The organism is Hyphomonas sp., from assembly GCF_965284475.1.
Lineage (GTDB): Bacteria > Pseudomonadota > Alphaproteobacteria > Caulobacterales > Hyphomonadaceae > Hyphomonas.
Map to the genome: position 1 here is coordinate 3,285,965 of NZ_OZ260087.1, position 18,660 is coordinate 3,304,624.

The 18,660-nt window shown below is 56.8% G+C and carries 19 protein-coding genes and 1 tRNA gene; 16 read left to right on the forward strand and 4 right to left on the reverse strand.

The features are described from left to right. The first annotated feature begins 23 nt into the window (after nt 1-23). The 4 genes from trkA to hflX all read left to right on the forward strand — a co-directional run bounded on the left by trkA (nt 24) and on the right by hflX (nt 4,465). The gene (gene trkA / locus ACQ66M_RS15925; RefSeq protein ID WP_430404990.1) at nt 24-1,397 is read left to right on the forward strand and encodes a Trk system potassium transporter TrkA; all 1,374 of its coding nucleotides are present in this window, start codon (nt 24-26) and stop codon (nt 1,395-1,397) included. Nucleotides 1,398-1,401: 4 nt separating this feature from the next. After that, entirely contained in the window at nt 1,402-2,808 is a 1,407-nt protein-coding gene (locus tag ACQ66M_RS15930; RefSeq protein ID WP_350172161.1) for a potassium transporter TrkG, read from the forward strand. 82 nt (nt 2,809-2,890) lie between these two features. Further along, on the forward strand, nt 2,891-3,139 hold the full coding sequence (hfq, locus tag ACQ66M_RS15935; protein WP_350172163.1) for an RNA chaperone Hfq: 249 nt from the start codon (nt 2,891-2,893) through the stop codon (nt 3,137-3,139). A gap of 6 nt (nt 3,140-3,145) precedes the next feature. Beyond that, the gene (gene hflX, locus ACQ66M_RS15940; RefSeq protein WP_350172165.1) at nt 3,146-4,465 is read left to right on the forward strand and encodes a GTPase HflX; all 1,320 of its coding nucleotides are present in this window, start codon (nt 3,146-3,148) and stop codon (nt 4,463-4,465) included. On the opposite strand, the gene mazG is transcribed toward hflX, so the two are convergent. Then, a complete protein-coding gene (mazG, locus tag ACQ66M_RS15945; protein WP_430404992.1) occupies nt 4,462-5,289 on the reverse strand; it encodes a nucleoside triphosphate pyrophosphohydrolase in 828 nt (275 codons plus the stop codon). The genes hflX and mazG overlap by 4 nt on opposite strands. A 223-nt stretch (nt 5,290-5,512) precedes the next feature. On the opposite strand from mazG, the gene ACQ66M_RS15950 reads away from it, so the two are divergent. The 11 genes from ACQ66M_RS15950 (at nt 5,513) to maiA (ending at nt 15,611) form a co-directional block, all read left to right on the forward strand. Beyond that, nucleotides 5,513-6,334 carry a 2-dehydro-3-deoxygalactonokinase gene (locus ACQ66M_RS15950; RefSeq protein WP_350172169.1) on the forward strand — a complete coding sequence of 274 codons (822 nt, stop codon included), beginning with the start codon at nt 5,513-5,515 and terminating at the stop codon, nt 6,332-6,334. A gap of 40 nt (nt 6,335-6,374) precedes the next feature. Beyond that, nucleotides 6,375-7,256 (forward strand): SMP-30/gluconolactonase/LRE family protein, encoded by an 882-nt coding sequence (locus tag ACQ66M_RS15955; protein WP_350172171.1) that lies wholly within the window; start codon nt 6,375-6,377, stop codon nt 7,254-7,256. A 164-nt stretch (nt 7,257-7,420) separates the two neighbouring features. Then, nucleotides 7,421-7,630: a preprotein translocase subunit SecE gene (gene secE / locus ACQ66M_RS15960; RefSeq protein ID WP_350172173.1), complete on the forward strand. Its 210-nt coding sequence runs from the start codon at nt 7,421-7,423 to the stop codon at nt 7,628-7,630. Nucleotides 7,631-7,672: 42 nt separating this feature from the next. Beyond that, nucleotides 7,673-8,215 (forward strand): transcription termination/antitermination protein NusG, encoded by a 543-nt coding sequence (gene nusG / locus ACQ66M_RS15965; protein ID WP_350172175.1) that lies wholly within the window; start codon nt 7,673-7,675, stop codon nt 8,213-8,215. A 73-nt stretch (nt 8,216-8,288) separates the two neighbouring features. Continuing rightward, a tRNA-His gene (locus ACQ66M_RS15970) sits at nt 8,289-8,365 on the forward strand. 230 nt (nt 8,366-8,595) lie between these two features. Then, nucleotides 8,596-9,768: an OmpA family protein gene (locus ACQ66M_RS15975; protein ID WP_350172177.1), complete on the forward strand. Its 1,173-nt coding sequence runs from the start codon at nt 8,596-8,598 to the stop codon at nt 9,766-9,768. Between the two features lie 113 nt (nt 9,769-9,881). Next, nucleotides 9,882-11,141 (forward strand): hydrolase, encoded by a 1,260-nt coding sequence (locus ACQ66M_RS15980; protein ID WP_350172179.1) that lies wholly within the window; start codon nt 9,882-9,884, stop codon nt 11,139-11,141. A 1-nt stretch (nt 11,142) separates the two neighbouring features. Then, nucleotides 11,143-12,183: an arginine N-succinyltransferase gene (locus ACQ66M_RS15985; protein ID WP_430404994.1), complete on the forward strand. Its 1,041-nt coding sequence runs from the start codon at nt 11,143-11,145 to the stop codon at nt 12,181-12,183. Beyond that, entirely contained in the window at nt 12,183-13,637 is a 1,455-nt protein-coding gene (astD, locus tag ACQ66M_RS15990) for a succinylglutamate-semialdehyde dehydrogenase (protein WP_350172181.1), read from the forward strand. Before ACQ66M_RS15985 ends, astD begins: the two co-directional genes overlap by 1 nt. Then, nucleotides 13,634-14,953 carry an N-succinylarginine dihydrolase gene (locus ACQ66M_RS15995; protein ID WP_430404996.1) on the forward strand — a complete coding sequence of 440 codons (1,320 nt, stop codon included), beginning with the start codon at nt 13,634-13,636 and terminating at the stop codon, nt 14,951-14,953. The genes astD and ACQ66M_RS15995 overlap by 4 nt, the downstream gene beginning before the upstream one ends. A 19-nt stretch (nt 14,954-14,972) precedes the next feature. Beyond that, entirely contained in the window at nt 14,973-15,611 is a 639-nt protein-coding gene (maiA, locus tag ACQ66M_RS16000) for a maleylacetoacetate isomerase (protein WP_350172579.1), read from the forward strand. A gap of 2 nt (nt 15,612-15,613) precedes the next feature. Here the strand turns inward: maiA and ACQ66M_RS16005 are convergent, their stop codons facing one another. The 3 genes from ACQ66M_RS16005 to ACQ66M_RS16015 are packed head-to-tail and all read right to left on the reverse strand — an operon-like array spanning nt 15,614 to nt 17,849. After that, nucleotides 15,614-16,435, reverse strand: coding sequence for a hypothetical protein (locus tag ACQ66M_RS16005; protein ID WP_350172183.1), 822 nt, complete (start codon nt 16,433-16,435; stop codon nt 15,614-15,616). Between the two features lie 27 nt (nt 16,436-16,462). Further along, entirely contained in the window at nt 16,463-16,846 is a 384-nt protein-coding gene (locus ACQ66M_RS16010) for a DUF6285 domain-containing protein (protein WP_350172185.1), read from the reverse strand. A gap of 1 nt (nt 16,847) precedes the next feature. Then, nucleotides 16,848-17,849 (reverse strand): phosphotransferase family protein, encoded by a 1,002-nt coding sequence (locus tag ACQ66M_RS16015; RefSeq protein ID WP_430404998.1) that lies wholly within the window; start codon nt 17,847-17,849, stop codon nt 16,848-16,850. 81 nt (nt 17,850-17,930) lie between these two features. Here ACQ66M_RS16015 and ACQ66M_RS16020 point away from each other — a divergent pair, with 81 nt between their 5' ends. Beyond that, the gene (locus ACQ66M_RS16020; protein ID WP_350172189.1) at nt 17,931-18,659 is read left to right on the forward strand and encodes a DUF502 domain-containing protein; all 729 of its coding nucleotides are present in this window, start codon (nt 17,931-17,933) and stop codon (nt 18,657-18,659) included. The last annotated feature ends 1 nt before the right edge of the window (nt 18,660 follow it).

Consider the following 18,660-nt stretch of genomic DNA (forward strand, 5'->3'; position numbering starts at 1 on the left):
AGATCGTCGAAAGGCAGTAAGCGATGCGCGTTCTAATTTGCGGCGCGGGCCGTGTCGGTCATGGTATTGCCCGGCGTCTGGCGCGGGAAAAGCATGATATCACGATCATCGACGAAAACCCTGCGCTGGTTGACCAGGTCTCAACGGATTTGGATGTACGCGGTGTGACAGGCCACGCCGCACACCCGGATGTACTTAAGCGCGCCGGGGCGGATGACTGCGAGATGATTATCGCAGTCACGCATTTCGATGAGATCAACATGGTGATCTGTCAGATCGCCCATACGCTTTTTTCGGTTTCCTACAAGATCGCGCGGGTAAGAGACCAATCGTACATTGACCCTGCCTGGAAGAATATCTTTTCGCGAGAAGGCTTGCCGATCGACATGGTGATCTCGCCCGAAGTCGAAGTTGGCGAAGCGATTTTGCAGCGGTTCAGGACACCCGGTGCGGTGATGAGCGCAACTTTCGGAAAAGGAAGGGTCAAACTGCTGGGGCTCGAGATAGATGCGCAAAGTCCTCTTTTGGATACCCCTGTCGACCAGATCAGGGGTCTATTTCCGGACCTGTCGGCTCGCATCGTCGGCATTGGACGCGGGGACGCCGTGCGCGCGCCGAGGTCCACTGATGTTCTGAAGCCTGAGGACAGGGCCTATATCGCGGTACTTGATAGCCACGCGGATCGCCTGACATCAATTTTCAACCGGGACAATGAGCGGATGGATCATGTTGTCATCGTTGGTGGCGGCAATGTTGGGCTCTACGTCGCAAAGGCGCTTGAGCGTGAAAGCAACATGCGTATCCGGCTTGTGGAATCGAGTGTTGAACGCGCAGACGCCGCCGTCGCTGAGTTGAAGCGAACCATCGTTATCCAGGGAGACGGTTTGAGCCCGGATATTCTGGCAGAAGCCGGCGCACCCAAAGCGGATTTCGTGATTGCAATCACCAACGACGACAAGGCCAATCTGCTCATCTGTAACCTTGCCAAACGCGCAGGGGCCAAACGGGCTTTGGCGCTTGTCAACGCATCTGAATTAGCCGGACTTGCGCGTGACATGCGCGTTGACGCAGTGCTTGATCCGAGGGCCCTTACGGTTTCGCAAATCTTGCTGCGCATGCGCCGTGGGCGCATTTTGGGACTGCAGTCAATTGAAGATGGCCTGGCTGAAGTCGCTGAAGGGGTAACGCTTGAGTCCTCATCACTCATCGGAAAGCCACTTGGCTATGATGACCTTCCTGACGGGGTTACTGCCGCTGCAGTGATCCGCAACGACGAAGTCATCATTGCAGGACCGGACGTGCTTGCCCAAGCCGAAGACCGCCTCATTGTATTTTATGAGGAGAACATGGTTCGGAAGGTCGAGAAGTACTTCCGGGTCAGTCCGGACTTCTTCTAACAGTATGAATTACGCATCCATCGTTCGGGTCCTGGCGCTGCTGATGCTGGTCGTGGCTGGCAGCACATTGCTGCCGATTGTGGTTGCGATTTTCGCTCGGGAGATGGATCAGGTTATTGCGCTCCTGGTCACCATGATTGGCATCACGGTCCTGGCAAGCAGTGTCCTGTTGCTGACACCGCGGCCCAGTCGCAAGGCGCGGCCGTCGGATGCGCTGGGCGTCGTGATAATCTGGTGGTTTCTTGCCCCTGTGGCCACCGCTTTGCCCTTTGTACTTGGTGTCGCGAACGGCTCCTTGTTGCATGCCATCCATGAGGCCGCAGCGTGTCTGACCACGTCCGGACAGTCGGTCATTCGGACGGGAACCGACGTGTGGCCAGCAAGCCTGGTGGTCTGGCGGGGTGTATTGCATATAATCGGAGGACTGACGACGATCATAACGGCAGCCAGTGTCCTGGCCGCAATCAATCTGGGTGGACCGGGGATTCATCGAACAGTTCTGTTCACCGTGCCTGAATCCAGCTTTTTCGATGCCGTGCCGCGCGTTGCGCGTTCGGTCTCTATCATGATGCTTGTGTTTTTGGTCGTGCTCCTTGGACTCCTGATAATGAGCGGCGTGCCGTTTCCTCGGGCCCTGAGCGATGTTGTGAGTGCCGTTACGACGGGGGCGGTCGACCCAAACATGGTTAGTCGAGCAGCCCTGCCGCCATTTCCTTCAACCATTCTTGGAATAGGGCTGATCGTTGGCGCTCTTGGGCTGGCGGTCTGGTTGCCACTGAAGGATCGCAAGCCGCGTCGAGCACTGAAGGACCCGGAAACGATAACATTTCTCGTCCTGATAGCGATGTTCGCGGGTGTCGTCCTGTTTCTTGGGATTGGCATCGCTGATGCCGTTGCCTGGTCCGTGTCCGCCATGTCGACGTCCGGTTTGAGTTTCTCGACTACGCCAGCGCGTGACCTGATTCCCTTGCCAATTCTCGTTCTTCCAGCCCTTATCGGTGGTTCGGCCCTGTCCGCGGCAGGGGGAGTTAAGATTGCGCGTCTGATCGTTCTTGCCCGTCGCGCCGGCCAGGAATTCCGACAATTGGGCTACCGGCGATCAGTTCTTGGATTCCGGTTCCGAGACCGTGAGCTCGACGAGCGCAGCGTCATCGGCGTGTGGGTGTATCTCGTCGCCTACATCGTTGCCGTGTTCATCGTCATGATAGGTTTCAGCTTTCTGAATTTGCCATTTGAGGAAACGATCCGGCTTTCGATCGGCGGTCTTACCAATTCTGGGGCGCTTTTGATGGGCCATACGCGTAATCTCGACAGCGGCGCCACAATATTGCTCATTGTGTCGATGATTCTGGGCCGTCTGGAGATTTTGGCGATTATTCCGGCGCTTTCCCCCAGTTTTTGGCGCGGTTAAACAGTGTTCGCACTTGCACAATTCGCGCAATCCATTTAGCTCGCGACACATAACAAGAACAATAGAAGGACTGGTCGCTCCCATGTCTTCAGATAAAAAGCAAAACTTGCAGGATACGTTCCTGAACGCCGTCAGAAAATCACGGACGCCATTGACAGTCTTCCTGGTCAACGGGGTCAAATTGCAGGGCGTGGTAACGTGGTTCGATAATTTCTGCGTTCTGCTGCGCGGCGATGGTCGTCCACCTCAACTGGTCTACAAGCATGCGATCTCGACGATCGCTCCTAGTGCACCTGTCCAGCTGTTCGATGAAGAGTTGGAGGGGCAATAGGTCCCGTTGAACGACAAATTGATTGAACGCCTGCCAGAGCCCGAAATCGCCGGCGCGGTCATTCCATGGTTTACGCCCGCAAATCGTCCAACAGAGGAGCGGCTTCAAGAGACAGCCGGTCTTGTTGAGGCGCTCGGTTGCGAGCTTGCGTTCCTGCGTGCTGACCATGTGCGCAACGTCAACTCTTCAGTCTTGTTTTCCGGCGGTCTTCTGGACCGATTTGCGGCCGATCTGGAAGAGCATCACTGTACGGTAGCGATTGTTGACGGGGCACTGACACCGGTTCAGCAACGAAATCTTGAGACACGCCTCGGGGTCAAGGTTATCGACCGTACGGGTCTTATCCTTGAGATTTTTGGCTTGCGGGCACGTACCAAGGAGGGACGCTTGCAGGTCGAGCTTGCACGTCTCTTGTACGAACGCTCGCGACTGGTCAGGACGTGGACCCATTTGGAACGCCAGCGCGGCGGCGGCGGGTTTCTTTCCGGGCCAGGTGAGAGCCAGCTGGAAGCCGACCGCAGGATGCTGGACGACAAGATCGTCAGGCTGAGGCGGGATCTTGAAGATGTTCGGCGCACACGTGCCGTACAAAGAGCCGGTCGGAAACGGGCGGGTAAACCCATCGTCGCCCTTGTTGGATATACAAATTCGGGCAAGTCGACGCTTTTCAACCGGCTGTCTGGCGCAAAGGTATTTGCCAAGGACATGCCATTTGCCACGCTTGACCCGACGATTCGCCGGATTGACCTGCCGACAGTGGGTGAGGCCGCATTGATTGACACTGTCGGGTTCATTACCGACCTGCCGACCCATCTGATTGATAGTTTCAAAGCAACGCTGGAAGAGGCGCTACAAGCTGATCTGCTCGTTCACGTCAGGGATCGATCCAGCGCTGCCGATGCGGATCAAGCTCACGACGTTGCGCTTGTCCTGGAGCGGCTTGAGCGGGAAACAGGTATCACATTACCACCAATCGTAGAGGCATGGAACAAGTCGGATGCGGTGGCGCCTGAACGCGCCGAGGTGCTCGAAATTGCGGCGCAAGGCAATACCGGCGTGCCCGCGGTGCTCGTGTCAGCGCTGACAGGCAAGGGCATGGCTCGTCTGCTCGAGACGATTGAGCACGCCCTCCTGCGCGGAGCGCGGGACGTGGCGGTGACACTTGAGCCGCAAGATGGACGCGCGCGAGCCTGGCTCCACAGTCACGGAGACGTCAATACGGAATCCAATCTCAAGGATGGTCGTGTCGCACTGAGCGTCCGTTTGCCGTTGGAACGGGTCGGACAGTTCAGGTCTGAATTCCCGGACATTGAAATTGAAGACTAGCTCTCGGCTTTTTCGGCGCGTTTGACCTGTTGCCAGTAGGCTTCCTGTTCATCCAGTGACAACTCGGCGAATATCACTCCGTCAGCGACTGCAGCAGCCTCCATGGCACGGAAACGGCGCTCGAATTTTGCGTTGGCCCTGCGAAGCGCTTGCTCTGGATCAACATTCAATCGCCGGCTCAGGTTTGCTGCCACAAAGAGAAGATCACCGAGTTCATCTTCGATATCGTCTTGAATTCCTGACTTGATAGCTTCGCGCACCTCACTGGCTTCTTCATCGAGCTTGTCGAATATCGGTTCAGCTTCCGACCAGTCGAATCCTACTCTGGCTGCACGCTTTTGCAGCTTTTCGGCGCGCAACAAAGCGGGAAGTGCCAATGCAACGCCATCAAGTGCGCTTGCTGGGTCGTCTAGCGTCTTATGCGCCCGCTCCTCTGCCTTCAGGCGTTCCCATGCAAGAGTTTGCTCATTTGCAGATCGTCCATCCGGCCTCTCAAACACATGCGGATGGCGCCGCACCATTTTTTCCGCAATTGAATTCGTCACATCACCGATATCAAATGCGCCGTCTTCAGATGCCATCTGACTGTGAAACACAACCTGAAAAAGGAGGTCACCCAATTCCTCCTTGAGGTCTGCCATATTGCCGCGTTCTATCGCGTCCGCAACTTCGTAGGCCTCCTCGATCGTGTAAGGCGCGATCGTCGTATAATTCTGCTCAAGGTCCCAGCGGCACCCCGAACCAGGGGTTCGCAAACGCGCCATCACGTCAATCAGTCTGAGATAGGCCTCTGCGGGACCGATCGTGCCGGGAGTGTCTGTCATTCCAGTCTCCTAGCGCAGTGAGCTTCGTTCTGGAAGGCATCTCACATCTGCGTCTGCGAGTTGATAGGATTGACTTTTACTGCCGGTCGCGTGACCTCGGCTAAATGCAGATCACAATATTCTCCAGCGACCATGTTCGCGGTTCGGACTCCTCCAGTTTGAGCAATACGCCACGGGCATTCCGGTGAGCGCGCCTGTCACGCTTGTCGGGTTGGAGTGGACCATGGACCGCGTAAGGGCCTGGGCTTTCGATGAGGAAGGCGAGATTCTTTCGCGTGTCGTGGACGACGCCGCTCCGGGGCAGCCCGGCAAGGGCGCGGACACCGCAAAGGCATTCGTTGCCACTTGGCTGGGCGGGCCCATTGGTGCGCCGATGATTCTATGTGGCGATACAGGTTCGGGAACCGGCAGACTTCTGCAGGTACCGACTTTGCTTGATGCTCTGAGCGACGCGTTGGTCAGGTCTGACGAGGTTTATCTTGTGCCCGGACTAAAACAATTGTCGCCGGCCGACCTGCTCTGCGGACAGGAGACATTGCTTGTGGGCCTTGGCCAGATGTCTGGTGCGGTCTGCATTCCCGGCTTTCACACCAAGCATGTCTCGCTCGAGCAGGGCCGGGTTCTCGGCTTTTCCACCGAAATGACCGGAGAAATCATCTCACTCCTCGAATCAGAAGGGTCCCTGAAGCTGGGCGAAGCGGTCCATCAGACCTTTGAGCCCCGGGTATTCAGGGATTGGGTTGAGCGTTCACTTGATACGGAAGATGCGGCCTCTCCCTTCGCTGTCAGCGCGGCGCGCTCAATCGGCGTCCTCAGAGCCGAGCACCAGGCGGCGGCTTTGTCAGGCCTTATGATTGGTGCAGATATAGCTGCGCACTATGATCCGGGCGACGATGTGATCCTTGTCGCGGACGGGCCAATGGCCGAGGCTTATGGCATGGCCCTTGATGCACTGGGCGCGAGCGTGGAAGAGTATTCCGCAGAAGAAGCGATGCAGGACGGTCTGTTCGAAATCGCTGAAGCAGCAGGATTGCTCGAACAATGAATTGCCAGGCACGTCCCTTTGAAGTGATGCGGGAGGCCACATGCTGATCACGCCCGAATGTGTTGCGCCGACAGGCTGCGTCCTGGGGGAGGGGGCCGTGTGGAGTGCGTCCGAGGGTTTTCTCTGGTGGGTCGACATCAAACGGGCAAAGCTTCACCGGTACAACCCGAAAACAGGGAATACGAGACGCTATGACTTGCCCATCCGGGCAAGTGCGCTTGCGCTTTACGACGGATGCCTCCTGATGGCAGGCGATCGTGAAGTTGGGTTGTATGACCCGGCGACGGAAGCGTATGAACGCTGGTGCGAACTGCCTCAAGAGCCTGATACGAACCGCACGAATGACGGCGGCGTCGCGCCAGATGGCTCGTTCTGGTTCGGTACGATGGATGACCGCGAGAAGGATCCGACGGGTGGCTATTTCCGCCTGACGCCTGATCGTAAGATTTCACAAATGCGACTGCCTTCGGTCCTGGTCACCAATACAATGCAGTTTTCCCCCGATGGCAGAACCTTCTACACCTGCGACTCGGCGGAGCAGGAAATTCTCGCCTTCGACCATGATCTCGTGACGGGTACACTGACCGGACGACGCGTCTTTGCGTCGACATATGAGTTCGATGGATATCCGGATGGGTCTGCGGTTGATTCGGAGGGCTGCTTGTGGACCTGCCTGTGGGACGCCTCCCGCGTGGTGCGATATCAGCCTGATGGATCGATCGACCAGGTTGTTACGCTTGCCGCGCCGCGGCCCACGTCGTGCACATTTGGCGGCGATGACCTGAGGACCCTGTTCATCACGACAGCTCGCGCAGGAATGAGTTTTCCAGCGCTGGATGCGAGGCCGCTCTCAGGCAGCCTGTTTGCAATTTCTGTCGATGTTCCGGGCCTGCCGGCCCGCCAATTCGGAATTTCCAGGTAAACTCTGCCCGATTTTAGCGTAAAATTGTGCGGTATTGGCGCTGAAACTGCCTTGCAAGCCTTGGTTTTCCGCCTCACATGCCTTCACAAATGAGCGTATGCACTTTAACCGTGGACGTAGCGGATCAAAACCGCTAACTCCCCGCCTTTCAAGAAAGTGTCGAAATGGCCGACAAGGACAAGAAAAAACGCGTTGGACCCGTAACTTTCGTGCGCCAGGTGCGCGCTGAGGGAAACAAGGTCACATGGACGACCCGCGCTGAGACTATTCAGGCATCAATTTTCGTGGTGATCATGTCCGTCCTTATTGCCTTGTTCCTGTTTGCCGCCGACTCGGTCATCAGCATGGCCGTCAAAGCAATTACCGGTCTGTAGATGCAGGTCGAGCAACACGTATTCAAGGAGCGCGCAGGCCCTATGGCTGAAGCCAAATGGTATATCGTCCACGCTTATTCGAACTTCGAAAAGAAGGTCGCCGCCTCGATTCTCGAACAGGCGGAGCGTAAGGGTCTTTCAGATCTCATCGAAGACATCCAGGTTCCGACCGAGGAAGTTGTCGAAGTCGCGCGCGGAAAGAAAAAGACAGTCGAGCGCCGCTTTTTCCCGGGCTACGTGCTGATGAAGGCATTGATGACCGATGACGTTTATCACTTGGTCAAGGATACACCCAAAGTGTCGGGATTCCTTGGGTCCGACGGCGGCAAGAAGCCGTTACCCGTTCGCCAGCGCGAAGTGGATCGTATTCTCGGCACATCGACTGATTCGGCAGAAGAGCGTCCCCGGCCCAAGATTTCCTTTGAAATTGGCGAGCAGGTTCAGGTCAATGACGGCCCGTTCCAGGGCTTTGAAGGCGCGGTCGAAGAAATTGACGAGGCCAATGGCCGTCTCAAGGTCACCGTGTCGATTTTTGGCCGGGGTACGCCGGTTGATCTCGAATTCGATCAGGTTGCCAAAATCTGATTCGTGGGGATGGCAGTTTCACGCGCTCTGGCGCTTGAATCGATGGGAAATGGACTGTATCTCCCAGACATAGGCCGCCTTAGCTCAGTTGGTTAGAGCGCTGGTTTGTGGAACCAGAGGTCCTCCGTTCAAACCGGAGAGGCGGTACCATCCCCTAATAAACGGGGAATTTTATTTTCTGCCACAATTTTGACGCGCACCGGTATTCTGTTGCAATTGGGTCGCGTGGCTGAAAAAATGCCATGTGTTTCGATACTTCGATGTGGGAAATCACTCGCAGTATCCATTAAAAAAGTCTAACAGGAACTATGCGCAAAGATGCGCGTATGAACCTGCGGTCGAGGACAATCCCGTCCTTCGGCACAAGAAGGGGATCGAGTATGAAGAAAACTCTTATGTGCGCGACAGCCGCGGCCGCGTTTGCGTCTGCTGGCATGGTCGCTCAGGCTGAGGAAGGCTGGTACGGCCGCGCCGATGTACAATACACGTTTGCAGGGCAGCTGGATCATGATCCAGTCGTTCAGGACGTTTTTGGTACGATGGGCGGCAAGTCCGACATTGATGACATGTGGGGCGGTGATATCGGTCTTGGCTATGGCCTTGACAATGGCATCCGCCTTGAAGGCGTTCTGGGTTACAATAGCGGCGATCTGGCTGTGCCAACGAGCTTCAATGGCGCTCCGCCGCTGACAATATCAAACCCAAGTGGTTACATGCAATCCGTCGACCTGATGCTGAACGGCATCTACGATTTCAATCGTGAAGGCGTTTTCCAGCCTTACATTGGCGTCGGTATTGGTGCGATCCGCGCCAGCGCCAAGGCGAGCAACCTGAACTACGTTTCGGGCACAGACCTCAGCGCGGCTAACGGTTTTGCAGACAGTGACACCAGCTTGGCTTATCAAGGTCTCCTTGGCTTCGGCTACAAGCTGAGTGAAAAGCTGACGATGGATGTTGGCTACAAGTATTTCGTGTCGGAAGACATGGATCTTGGCGGCGTTCACGGTGGAACCGAATATGAAGGTGACCTGACGCGTCATTCGGCGACTGTTGGTCTCCGGTATGCGTTTGGTGCGACACCGCCGCCACCTCCACCGCCACCTCCGCCACCTCCGCCACCACCACCACCTCCGCCACCACCACCTCCGCCACCTCCGCCTCCGCCAACAACGGAAACGGTTGCACCGGAAGTTGTGTGCTCGGGTCTGAACCAGAATTTCGTGGTTTACTTCGAGTGGGACAAAGCTGATCTGACCAGTCAGGCTGCTGCGGTGATCGATCAGGCGGTTGCTAACATCACTGCTGGCGCCGGTTGTGCACCAAGCGCGGTGTCAATTGCCGGACACACTGATACGTCGGGTGCAAGCGCTTATAACGAGCGTCTGTCGCAGCGTCGTGCAAGCATCGTGACGTCGGCCCTCGTGTCACGCGGTGTTGACGCAGCCATCATCACGGAAACAGCCAAAGGCGAAAATGATCTTGCCAAGGCGACACGTGACGGCGTTCGCGAACCTCTGAACCGTCGTTCGGAAGTTGTGATCAACGTTCAATAATTGAACGTGCGATAACTGAAATTGACGGCCCGGCTTCAAGCCGGGCCGTTTTTGTTTGGGACTTCCAATTCGGCAGGCTTGCCCCGGATCGTTACCTATGAAACCAAGTATCCATGACTGAACTATCCAAGTTGACGATTGAAGACGAAGCGGCGCTTGAGCGCCTGAGCGCGGCCTCTGCGGGCATGGTGGCCCGCACCTGCGCCTGGTCCGACATCAATACAGGCAGCTGGAACATTGATGGGCTGAACAGCTTTTCAGGGGTCTTGGCTGACGCGTTCGCAGAGCTGGATGGCAATGTCCGCCTCGATGACGCTCCGGGGTTTGAGACCATCGGTTCTTCGGGCAAGATCGAGATGATTCACACCGCGCCCATACTACGCGTCTCGTCACGTCCTTCAGCGCCCGTGCAGGTCGTATTGACCGGCCATTACGACACTGTGTTTCCAAAGGGGACTTTTGAGGGCGTCAAGGACCTGGGCGATGGGCGTCTGAACGGTCCCGGCCTTGCCGACATGAAGGGCGGTCTGTGCGTCATGCTGGAGGCGCTCAAGACCTTCGAAGCTGGACCTTTCCGCGACCGCTTGGGCTACCAGATCGTCGTTACCCCGGATGAAGAGATCGGCAATCACGCCAGTTCCGCTGCGCTGACTGAAGCGGCGCGATCAGGCGCTCACGTTGGCATGACCTATGAGCCCGCCATGGATACAGGTGCGATGTCGGGTGGACGCAAGGGATCCGCAGTTTTTGATATTGTCCTTCACGGAAAGGCGGCCCATGCCGGACGGGCCAAGGAAGAAGGGCGAAGCGCGATTGAGGCAGCGGCCGAACTTGTTGTCGGACTGGAGGGCCTCAACGGACAACGCGACGGTGTGACCGTGAACGTCGGAGCCATAGAGGGCGGTAGTGCAGTCAATATCGTGCCCGACCTTGCCGTCGTCAGATTCGGCGCCCGCGCGCCTGACGCGGAAGCAGCCGCCTGGACTATGTCCGCAGTTGCGCGGCTTTTTGAGCGCGCAAAGTCGCGCCCGGGAATTTCGGGACACCTGCACGGCGGCTTCTATCGCCCGCCCAAGCCGCGCAACGCCGCGCAACAAGCGATCTTTGATGCCGTACATGCCACGGGCCGCGCGATCGGGCTTGATCTGGAATTTGTTGATACTGGCGGCGTGTGTGAGGGTAATAATATATTCGCCGCCGGTGTGCCCAATGTCGATACGCTCGGTGTAAGGGGAGGGCGGATTCACTCAAGCGAGGAATTCGTGGTTGTCGACAGCTTCGCAGAACGCGCAACGCTTTCTGCGCTTCTTCTCAATCGTCTGGCGGACGGCCGACTGGATGGCCCGCGTATAAAGGCCTTGATGGAGAACTGACATGTCCAGGGCCTATGTCATGCGTCCATCCCGAATCGATGATTTCGACGCACTTATGGATCTTGCGCGCCAGTCCGGCCCTGGTTTCACCAGCCTGCCGGTAGACGAGCACATCCTGCACGAACGCCTCGAAAAGTCGGAACGGGCCTTCAAGGGCATGCAGAAGCGCCTGGAATACGGCAAGTATCTTCTGATGATGGAGGATGTGAGTACAGGAGAAGTGGTCGGGTGTTCGGCCGTCAAAGCGGGAACGGGTATCGACCAGCCGTTTTTCAACTATCGAGTCATTACCCTGGCCCAGGCCAGCCAGGCGGCTGGCAACAAGCGTTTTGATATGGATGCGCTTATTCTGACCAATGAATATGTCGGGTATACAGAGGTCGGCACCCTGTTCCTCAAGCCCGGTCATCGCGGTGGCGGTGCGGGACGACTCGCGGCTCAGTCGCGCTATCTGCTAATGGCTGCAGCGCCGGAGAGGTTTAGTGAGAATGTTCTTGCGGAGTTGCGGGGGGTCGTGGACGACACAGGCCGGTCGCCCTTCTGGGAATGTCTTGGACGTCACTTCTTCCGCATGGACTTTACCGAGGCCGATCGCCTTTCAGCGACGACTGACAATCAGTTTATTCTCGATCTGATGCCGAAATATCCAATCTATGTCGATTTGCTCCCGCCCGAAGCGCGCGAAGTGATCGGCCGGTGCCATTCGGAAGGTGTCGGAGCCTACAAGTTGCTTCAGTGGGAAGGTTTCCAGTTCGATCGTACCGTCGACATATTTGACGGTGGGCCGCTCGTCGCTGCGCAGCGGCGGCATATACGTACCATTCAGGAAAGCCGACTGGTTACAGTGTCCCCAGGTGATGTTGAGAGCGATCAGGCGTCTCGACAGGGAATTGTTTCCAGCAATTCGCTGCCTGACTTTCGCGTGTCGCTCGCAACAATGAAACTCGATGCAGATGATGTCGCAACCATGTCGCCAGCGATCATAGAATCCCTTCAATTGAAACCAGGCGCAAAAGCGCGGATCTGGCTACGGAGCAGGTAATGACGTCTGGCCTATATAGTGATGGAAGATGGACGGAAGGTCACGGTCCGCGTTTGACCAATAAATGCCCTGCATCAGGTGAAATTGTTTGGGATGGCAACGCTGCTGATGCAAATCAGGTCGAAGGCGCTGTCGCTTCAGCGCGCAAAGCTTTTGATAGCTGGTCCCGGCTGCCACAGAGCGACCGGACGGCAATCCTTGAACGGTATGCCGAAGAGATTGGCAAGCGCACAGAAGCGATTGCAAAGACGATCAGTCGCGACATGGGCAAAGTGCTCTGGGAGACACGGGCTGAAGCTGCAACAATGAAAGCCAAGGTCGCGGTCTCCATCGCGGCGCAGAATGAGCGGGCGGGTTCGAAGTTTGAGCAATCGGCTTTCGGTTCATCACACCTCACACATCGTGCTCACGGCGTCATGGCTGTGTTTGGGCCTTTCAACTTTCCAGGTCACTTGCCCAACGGCCATATCGTCCCGGCACTTCTCGCTGGCAACACATGTGTATTCAAACCATCTGAACTTGCACCCGGTGTCGCGGCGCTTATGGCTGAAGCTTTTCAAGCCGCCGGTCTTCCAGACGGCTGTCTCAACATCGTCCATGGAGCCCGTGATACTGGAGGAGCGCTCCTCAATGCTGAAATCAACGGCCTCCTGTTCACGGGATCAGCCAATACTGGGGTGTTCTTTCACAAGCATTTTGCAGGACGCCCCGATGTGATCCTTGCGCTTGAAATGGGCGGCAACAATCCCTTGATCATATGGGATCCTGCTGATGTCGAGGCGGCGGCCGACATCGCTGCGCAGTCCAGTTTTCTGACAACAGGGCAGCGTTGCTCGTGCGCCCGGCGGATCATACTACCCGAAGGACGTTTTGGTGACGCCGTCGTCGAGGCTATCATTGCTCGTGCCAAGGGCCTGAAGATCGGCTCGTGGGACGAAGAGGGTTCCTTTATGGGACCGCTGGTGTCTGAGCACGCAGCTCAGGCGGCAACAGATTTCCAGATGATGTTGTCGAAGGCTGGAGGGAAGTCCTTGCGACGCCTGAAACGCATGGACCGAGGCGGAGGCTTTGTGACGGCGGGCGTGATTGATGTAACGCAAGCGCATCATGTGCCCGACGAAGAATTGTTTGGGCCGCTCATGCAGATTGTCAGGGTCAAGACATTCGACGACGCGCTCGATCGGGCGAATGCAACACGCTATGGCCTGTCGGGTGGCCTGGTGAGTGACGATGACGCCTTGTGGGTCAAGGCGCACCGGGAAATGCGGGCTGGCATCCTCAATCGCAACCGGCCCACCGCAGGCGCCAGCGGGTCCATGCCGTTTGGTGGCCCGGGACTGTCAGGTAATTTCCGGCCAGGCGCATACTATGCAGCGGACTATTGTGCATGGCCGCAGGCGAGCCAGGTTGCCGACAAGGCAGAACGCATGGGCGCTCAGGGATTTCCGAAATGACTGCTTTTGAAGTCAACTTTGATGGATTGATCGGACCGTCGCACAATTATGGCGGATTGTCGGATGGCAACCTGGCCAGCGCAACCCATGCCGGCGCAGTTTCGAATCCTCGGGAAGCAGCCCTTCAGGGTCTCGAAAAGATGCGAAAGATGGTTGGGGCCGGCCTCATTCAAGGCGTTCTACCTCCTTTGCCGCGTCCGAACTTTGATTTCCTGGTTTCGGCGGGCTTTACGGGCAGCGATGTGCAGATCATCGAGTCTGCTGCGCGATTGGCGCCTCATCTTCTGAAGACTGCATATTCGGCCAGCAACATGTGGACAGCGAATGCTGCGACAGTGTCGCCATCTGCCGATACAGGTGATGGCCGGCTGCACCTGACCACAGCCAACCTGTCCACTATGCTTCATCGCAGCATTGAACACCCGGACACGACGGCGACCCTCATTTCCTTGTTCGACAACGAGGATTGCTTCGCTGTGCACTCGGCTCTGCCGATGCACCCTGATTTCGCCGACGAAGGCGCGGCAAATCACGTCCGCTTATGCGCCGCGCACGGCGAGGCCGGCGTAGAGCTCTTTGTATTCGGACGCCTGGCAGGCGAGAGCACAACCGGGTTTCCTGCCCGGCAGAGCCGTTTGGCAAGTGAATCAATTGTACGAAGTCATGGCCTCGATGCTCAGCGGTCAGTCTTGGCGCGCCAGTCAGTCGCTGCGATTAATGCGGGCGCCTTTCATAACGACGTTGTCTGCGTTGGCGCACTGGATACGCTTTTCTTCCACGAGTTGGCGTTTGAGGATACGGACGGCGTTCTGAGCGCAATTCGAAAAGCTGCACACGGACTGTTCGAGCTGAAGGCTGTGATGGTACAGAGTGCAGACGTCCCGATAGAAGACGCCATTCGGTCTTACCTCTTCAATTCCCAACTTCTCAAAATGCCCGGCGAAGACCGCCTCGTATTGGTGGCGCCGACCGAGACCCAAGAAATGGAATCGACCCGATCTTTTTGTGAGAACATGGTGTCGGGCAACGGTCCGATTGGGAGGGTCGAGTATGTTGACGTCCGTCAGTCCATGCGAAACGGAGGAGGGCCAGCTTGCCTGCGTCTGCGCGTCGTCATGTCAGAAACAGAGATAGACGCATGCCATCAAGGCGTCCTGTTGGATGACAAGGCGATAGACGAGCTTCAGGACGTCGTTCGGGCAACCTATCGCGATCGCCTTGCGCCATCGGATCTTGCCGATCCCAAATTTGCCGACGAGTGCCGAGTTGCCCGCGAGCAGATTCTCGCGGTCCTTGACCTTGAATCCCTTGCATGACCGGCCGGAGATACGAATGCTGAAGCTTTATGACTATTGGCGTTCGTCAGCCGCTTACCGTGTTCGCATCGCACTGAACCTGAAGGGTGCGGAATATGAAAGCATTCCGGTCAACATCGCGCCGGGAAAAGACGAACAATTGCAAGACGCGTATCGCGCAATCAATCCACAGATGCGTGTGCCGTCTATCGAGGTGGGTGATCGCGTTGTCGGCCAATCCATGGCGATCATTGAATGGATTGATGAGTGTTTTGAAGGGCCCGCACTCCTGCCGTCTGATCCATTGGCACGGCTACAGGTGCGTTCCTTCGCAGATACGATTGCCTGTGATATCCACCCGCTTAACAATCTGTCGGTACTGGCCGCCTTGCGAAATGATTTTGATGCGGACGATGCCGCTGTGACTCACTGGTATCACGACTGGATACGCCGTGGTTTCTTGGCGTTGGAGGCTATGGCGATAAACTTGCCAAGGAAACGTTTCCTGTTCGGCGATGCGCCGACCATCGCCGAGATATGTCTCGTGCCACAAATTTCCAATGCGCAGCGATTTAATATGGACCTGTCAACCTTCCCCAGGCTGCTCGAAGTCGATGCAGCCTGCTCTCACCTCGACGCTTTTGTGCGCGCTGCGCCTGACGCCCAGCAAAAAGACTGATCCTAGTCATCTTCAGCAGCGCGGCTTTCATCCGTATCTCCGGGCCGTCGAATCTCGATGATCTCGACTTCTTCGAGTGAGCCGAGCGGTTCGGCGGTCTTGGCAACATTAGCCTCCAGCCATGACGTCAGGCCCGTAAGCCCGTCGCCACCGATCGGTGCATCCTGGGCAACGATCATCATACCATCCTGACGGCCAATCAGGACGACTGGCTGGCAATCAGACAGTTTTGCATACTGGTCCGGGCAGTAGTCTTTCAATTCAGCCGAAGCGTCGATTGCGCCGAAGGGATCGCCCGAACCAATTTCTCGGGCAAGTCTAAGAAATCCACCGAACCGTGCACGCAGTGTGTCATCGGCTCTCAGGCTTGCAAATGCCTCAGCTGGCAAGGGGTGATCTGTCGCGATGACGAAAGCTCGTCCGCGGTTATAATTGTCAATATACTGCTGGAATGCGGCGGCCAGGTCGGCTTGCTCTGAATCTTTTCGGAAAAGTGGCGCATAAACCGGACCCACTGCCGCCAAGGATTCAGCCATGCGTTCTGCCTGCGCAGCAGCACGCATTTTGTGTGAGGCAAGCTCGGATTCTGAGCGCGGGGCCAGACCGGTATCTGGCGCTATGAGAATGACATCGACAGCCCAGCCGCCTTGCCAAACTGGGGCAGGGCTCTCGGCGGGCAATGTCGCCCAGCTATCATTGGTGCGATAGTCGAATGCGGGCAGAGCTAACAGGTCGCCCGATAGAAAAAGTGTCCTATAGGCCCAAGGCCCCAATCCAACCGCCAAGACGAACAGGATGCCTAAGCCGAGCAACACGCGTTTCATTGAGGCCCCTCGCTTGTCGCATGCTTTTCAGCCGAGCCTGGAGCGCGCGGCCTCAAGCCCGGAATAGTTAGGTTGATCGATAGACAACTGGTCAATTGTGGTCGTTTTGAGATGTTGGAACAATCCGGGTGTTGCGGCATCCATACGCCCATCACGAATGCGTTCACAAAGGTCGCGGTTCATTTCCCCGACAGTTGCATCTGCTGTTGCGCTTAGAATTTTGCGCAGGCGTTCAGCCTCGCCGTGTTCAGCGGTTGGGCGTTGTTCAAGCTCGCGCAGCAATGTCGCAAGCACGTTTGATGCAACGCGCGCATGGAAGGCGGCATGACCGGTCAGCTGTGGCGCTGCCGCCTCATCTATGAATCTTTTGACCGAGGCAATCAATTCGGAAGGAGAGGGGGCGTCATGCATATTAAAGCGCCTTTTCGAGCAGGTTCAGCAAGTCGATCTCTGTTTCCGAAACACGCCTGCCAATGGCGGCGCGCTCGACGCTCGGGTCACCACCAGACCGGAAAGCTTCATACATGATCATGCACATGATGCCCCATTTCAGGCTGCCCAACATTTCCCACCAGTCGATCTCTCGCGCTTCGAAGCGCGCGCCACCAGCTTTGGCATATGCGTCCAACAGCTCCTCGAGTTTTCCAAACCCGCCGACGCGGTTTTCAATCTGGCCAAACCGCCAGGAATTCACGCAAATCCAGGCGATGTCTTCGCGCGGATCACCGATATGCGCGAGTTCCCAATCGAGAACCGAAGCCAGTCCATGCGGGTCGACAATCAGGTTGCCCAGTCGAAAATCGCCATGCACCAGTACAGGCGCTTGGGGTGTGGGTTCATTCGCCTTCAGCCAGGAAAACGCCAGTTCAAACACCGGCCGAGGCAGGTCAAACCCCCGGTATATGTCTTCGTATTTCCGTATCTGGTCTGCGCCATTGCTATGTGGCAAATCAGGCAAGGCAGCCAAGTCGACCGCATGAATTCCCGCCAGCGCTTTACCACATTGTGCTGCGAGCAAAGGCCGCGCCGACTGATAGGCTTCGTCACGAAGGACTTTCCGGCCGATGGTTTCCCCTTCGATGCGATTCATAACGAACGCCTCGCCAAGGTTGCTACCTGGCGCGAAAACGCCCAGCACGCCGGGAACAGGCACACCGGCACGCTGGGCGCAACCTAGCAAAGCTGCTTCTGTCGCCAGGGTCACGGCTTCGGAAGACCGGGCTACAGATTCACCTCCCGGTACACGGCGCAGGATCAGGCGATGATTGGTCCCGCCTTGCGCGACTTCAAAGGCCCATGTTTCCTGGCTGGCGCCGCCGGATAATCGTTTCAAGGCTGCAATACGGGCACTTTCGCCAAAATCGCGCTGTGCCCAGCTTTCCAAAGCTCTTTCAATCTGATCTGTGCTTCCCATCTTTGACACAATCGCGCGGAACAAGAGGCAGGCCAAGGTCTTACGCAGAGTAACCTTGAGCCATAAATCGGGAGGGGCCTTATGGCTCGACGGAATGACCACGATGGCGGCCCTTTGTCGCCTGAAAAGCCACATCCTCAAAGCCTGTTTGCGTGGCTCAGAGGACGCTTTTTTGCCGGCATGGTCATTGCCGCACCCATTGCGGTGACGTTCCTGATTCTTCAGTTCCTTATTGGTGAAATCGACAAGCGCGTCGTACCGCTCATTCCGGCCGCGCTGAATCCCGAAACATATCTCAAATATGCAGTTCCAGGATTTGGACTGATCGTTCTCGTGGTTTTCCTGACCATTCTGGGCGCGATTGCAACCAACCTGATAGGGCGCTCAGTCATCTCTGTTGGCGATCGCATCCTGGGCCAGGTTCCGATCGTTCGGTCCCTCTATTCGGCTTTCAAGCAATTGGTGGAAGTCTTTGCCAAGGACAACACGGATCAGTTCAGCGAAGTGGTCCTCGTAGAATATCCGAAAGCGGGAACATGGTGCCTCGGATTCGTATCATCCTCTGCCAGGGGAGAGATCGGGGCCGCTTTGGGACAGGATTTCCTCGGCATTTTTGTCCCGACAACGCCAAATCCGACATCGGGATTCCTGATGTACCTGGACGCCCGCGAGGTAATCCGTCTCAGCATGACCGTTGAAGAAGGCGCAAAAATGATTCTGTCTGCCGGCCTTGTTGTTCCCGAATTTCCTCCACCGCCCAGGCCTGAGCCAAAGTCCTCCAAGACGCAGACATCTCAATCCGGCAAATAAG

Excerpts from the sequence above, each read along its gene's own strand:
- trkA (WP_430404990.1), top strand. The coding sequence starts at position 24 with ATGCGCGTTCTAATTTGCGGCGCGGGCCGTGTCGGTCATGGTATTGCC.
- ACQ66M_RS15930 (WP_350172161.1), top strand. The coding sequence starts at position 1,402 with ATGAATTACGCATCCATCGTTCGGGTCCTGGCGCTGCTGATGCTGGTC.
- hfq (WP_350172163.1), top strand. The coding sequence starts at position 2,891 with ATGTCTTCAGATAAAAAGCAAAACTTGCAGGATACGTTCCTGAACGCC.
- mazG (WP_430404992.1), bottom strand. The coding sequence starts at position 5,289 with ATGACAGACACTCCCGGCACGATCGGTCCCGCAGAGGCCTATCTCAGA.
- ACQ66M_RS15950 (WP_350172169.1), top strand. The coding sequence starts at position 5,513 with ATGGACCGCGTAAGGGCCTGGGCTTTCGATGAGGAAGGCGAGATTCTT.
- ACQ66M_RS15955 (WP_350172171.1), top strand. The coding sequence starts at position 6,375 with ATGCTGATCACGCCCGAATGTGTTGCGCCGACAGGCTGCGTCCTGGGG.
- secE (WP_350172173.1), top strand. The coding sequence starts at position 7,421 with ATGGCCGACAAGGACAAGAAAAAACGCGTTGGACCCGTAACTTTCGTG.
- nusG (WP_350172175.1), top strand. The coding sequence starts at position 7,673 with ATGGCTGAAGCCAAATGGTATATCGTCCACGCTTATTCGAACTTCGAA.
- ACQ66M_RS15975 (WP_350172177.1), top strand. The coding sequence starts at position 8,596 with ATGAAGAAAACTCTTATGTGCGCGACAGCCGCGGCCGCGTTTGCGTCT.
- ACQ66M_RS15980 (WP_350172179.1), top strand. The coding sequence starts at position 9,882 with ATGACTGAACTATCCAAGTTGACGATTGAAGACGAAGCGGCGCTTGAG.
- ACQ66M_RS15985 (WP_430404994.1), top strand. The coding sequence starts at position 11,143 with ATGTCCAGGGCCTATGTCATGCGTCCATCCCGAATCGATGATTTCGAC.
- astD (WP_350172181.1), top strand. The coding sequence starts at position 12,183 with ATGACGTCTGGCCTATATAGTGATGGAAGATGGACGGAAGGTCACGGT.
- ACQ66M_RS15995 (WP_430404996.1), top strand. The coding sequence starts at position 13,634 with ATGACTGCTTTTGAAGTCAACTTTGATGGATTGATCGGACCGTCGCAC.
- ACQ66M_RS16005 (WP_350172183.1), bottom strand. The coding sequence starts at position 16,435 with ATGAAACGCGTGTTGCTCGGCTTAGGCATCCTGTTCGTCTTGGCGGTT.
- ACQ66M_RS16010 (WP_350172185.1), bottom strand. The coding sequence starts at position 16,846 with ATGCATGACGCCCCCTCTCCTTCCGAATTGATTGCCTCGGTCAAAAGA.
- ACQ66M_RS16015 (WP_430404998.1), bottom strand. The coding sequence starts at position 17,849 with ATGGGAAGCACAGATCAGATTGAAAGAGCTTTGGAAAGCTGGGCACAG.
- ACQ66M_RS16020 (WP_350172189.1), top strand. The coding sequence starts at position 17,931 with ATGGCTCGACGGAATGACCACGATGGCGGCCCTTTGTCGCCTGAAAAG.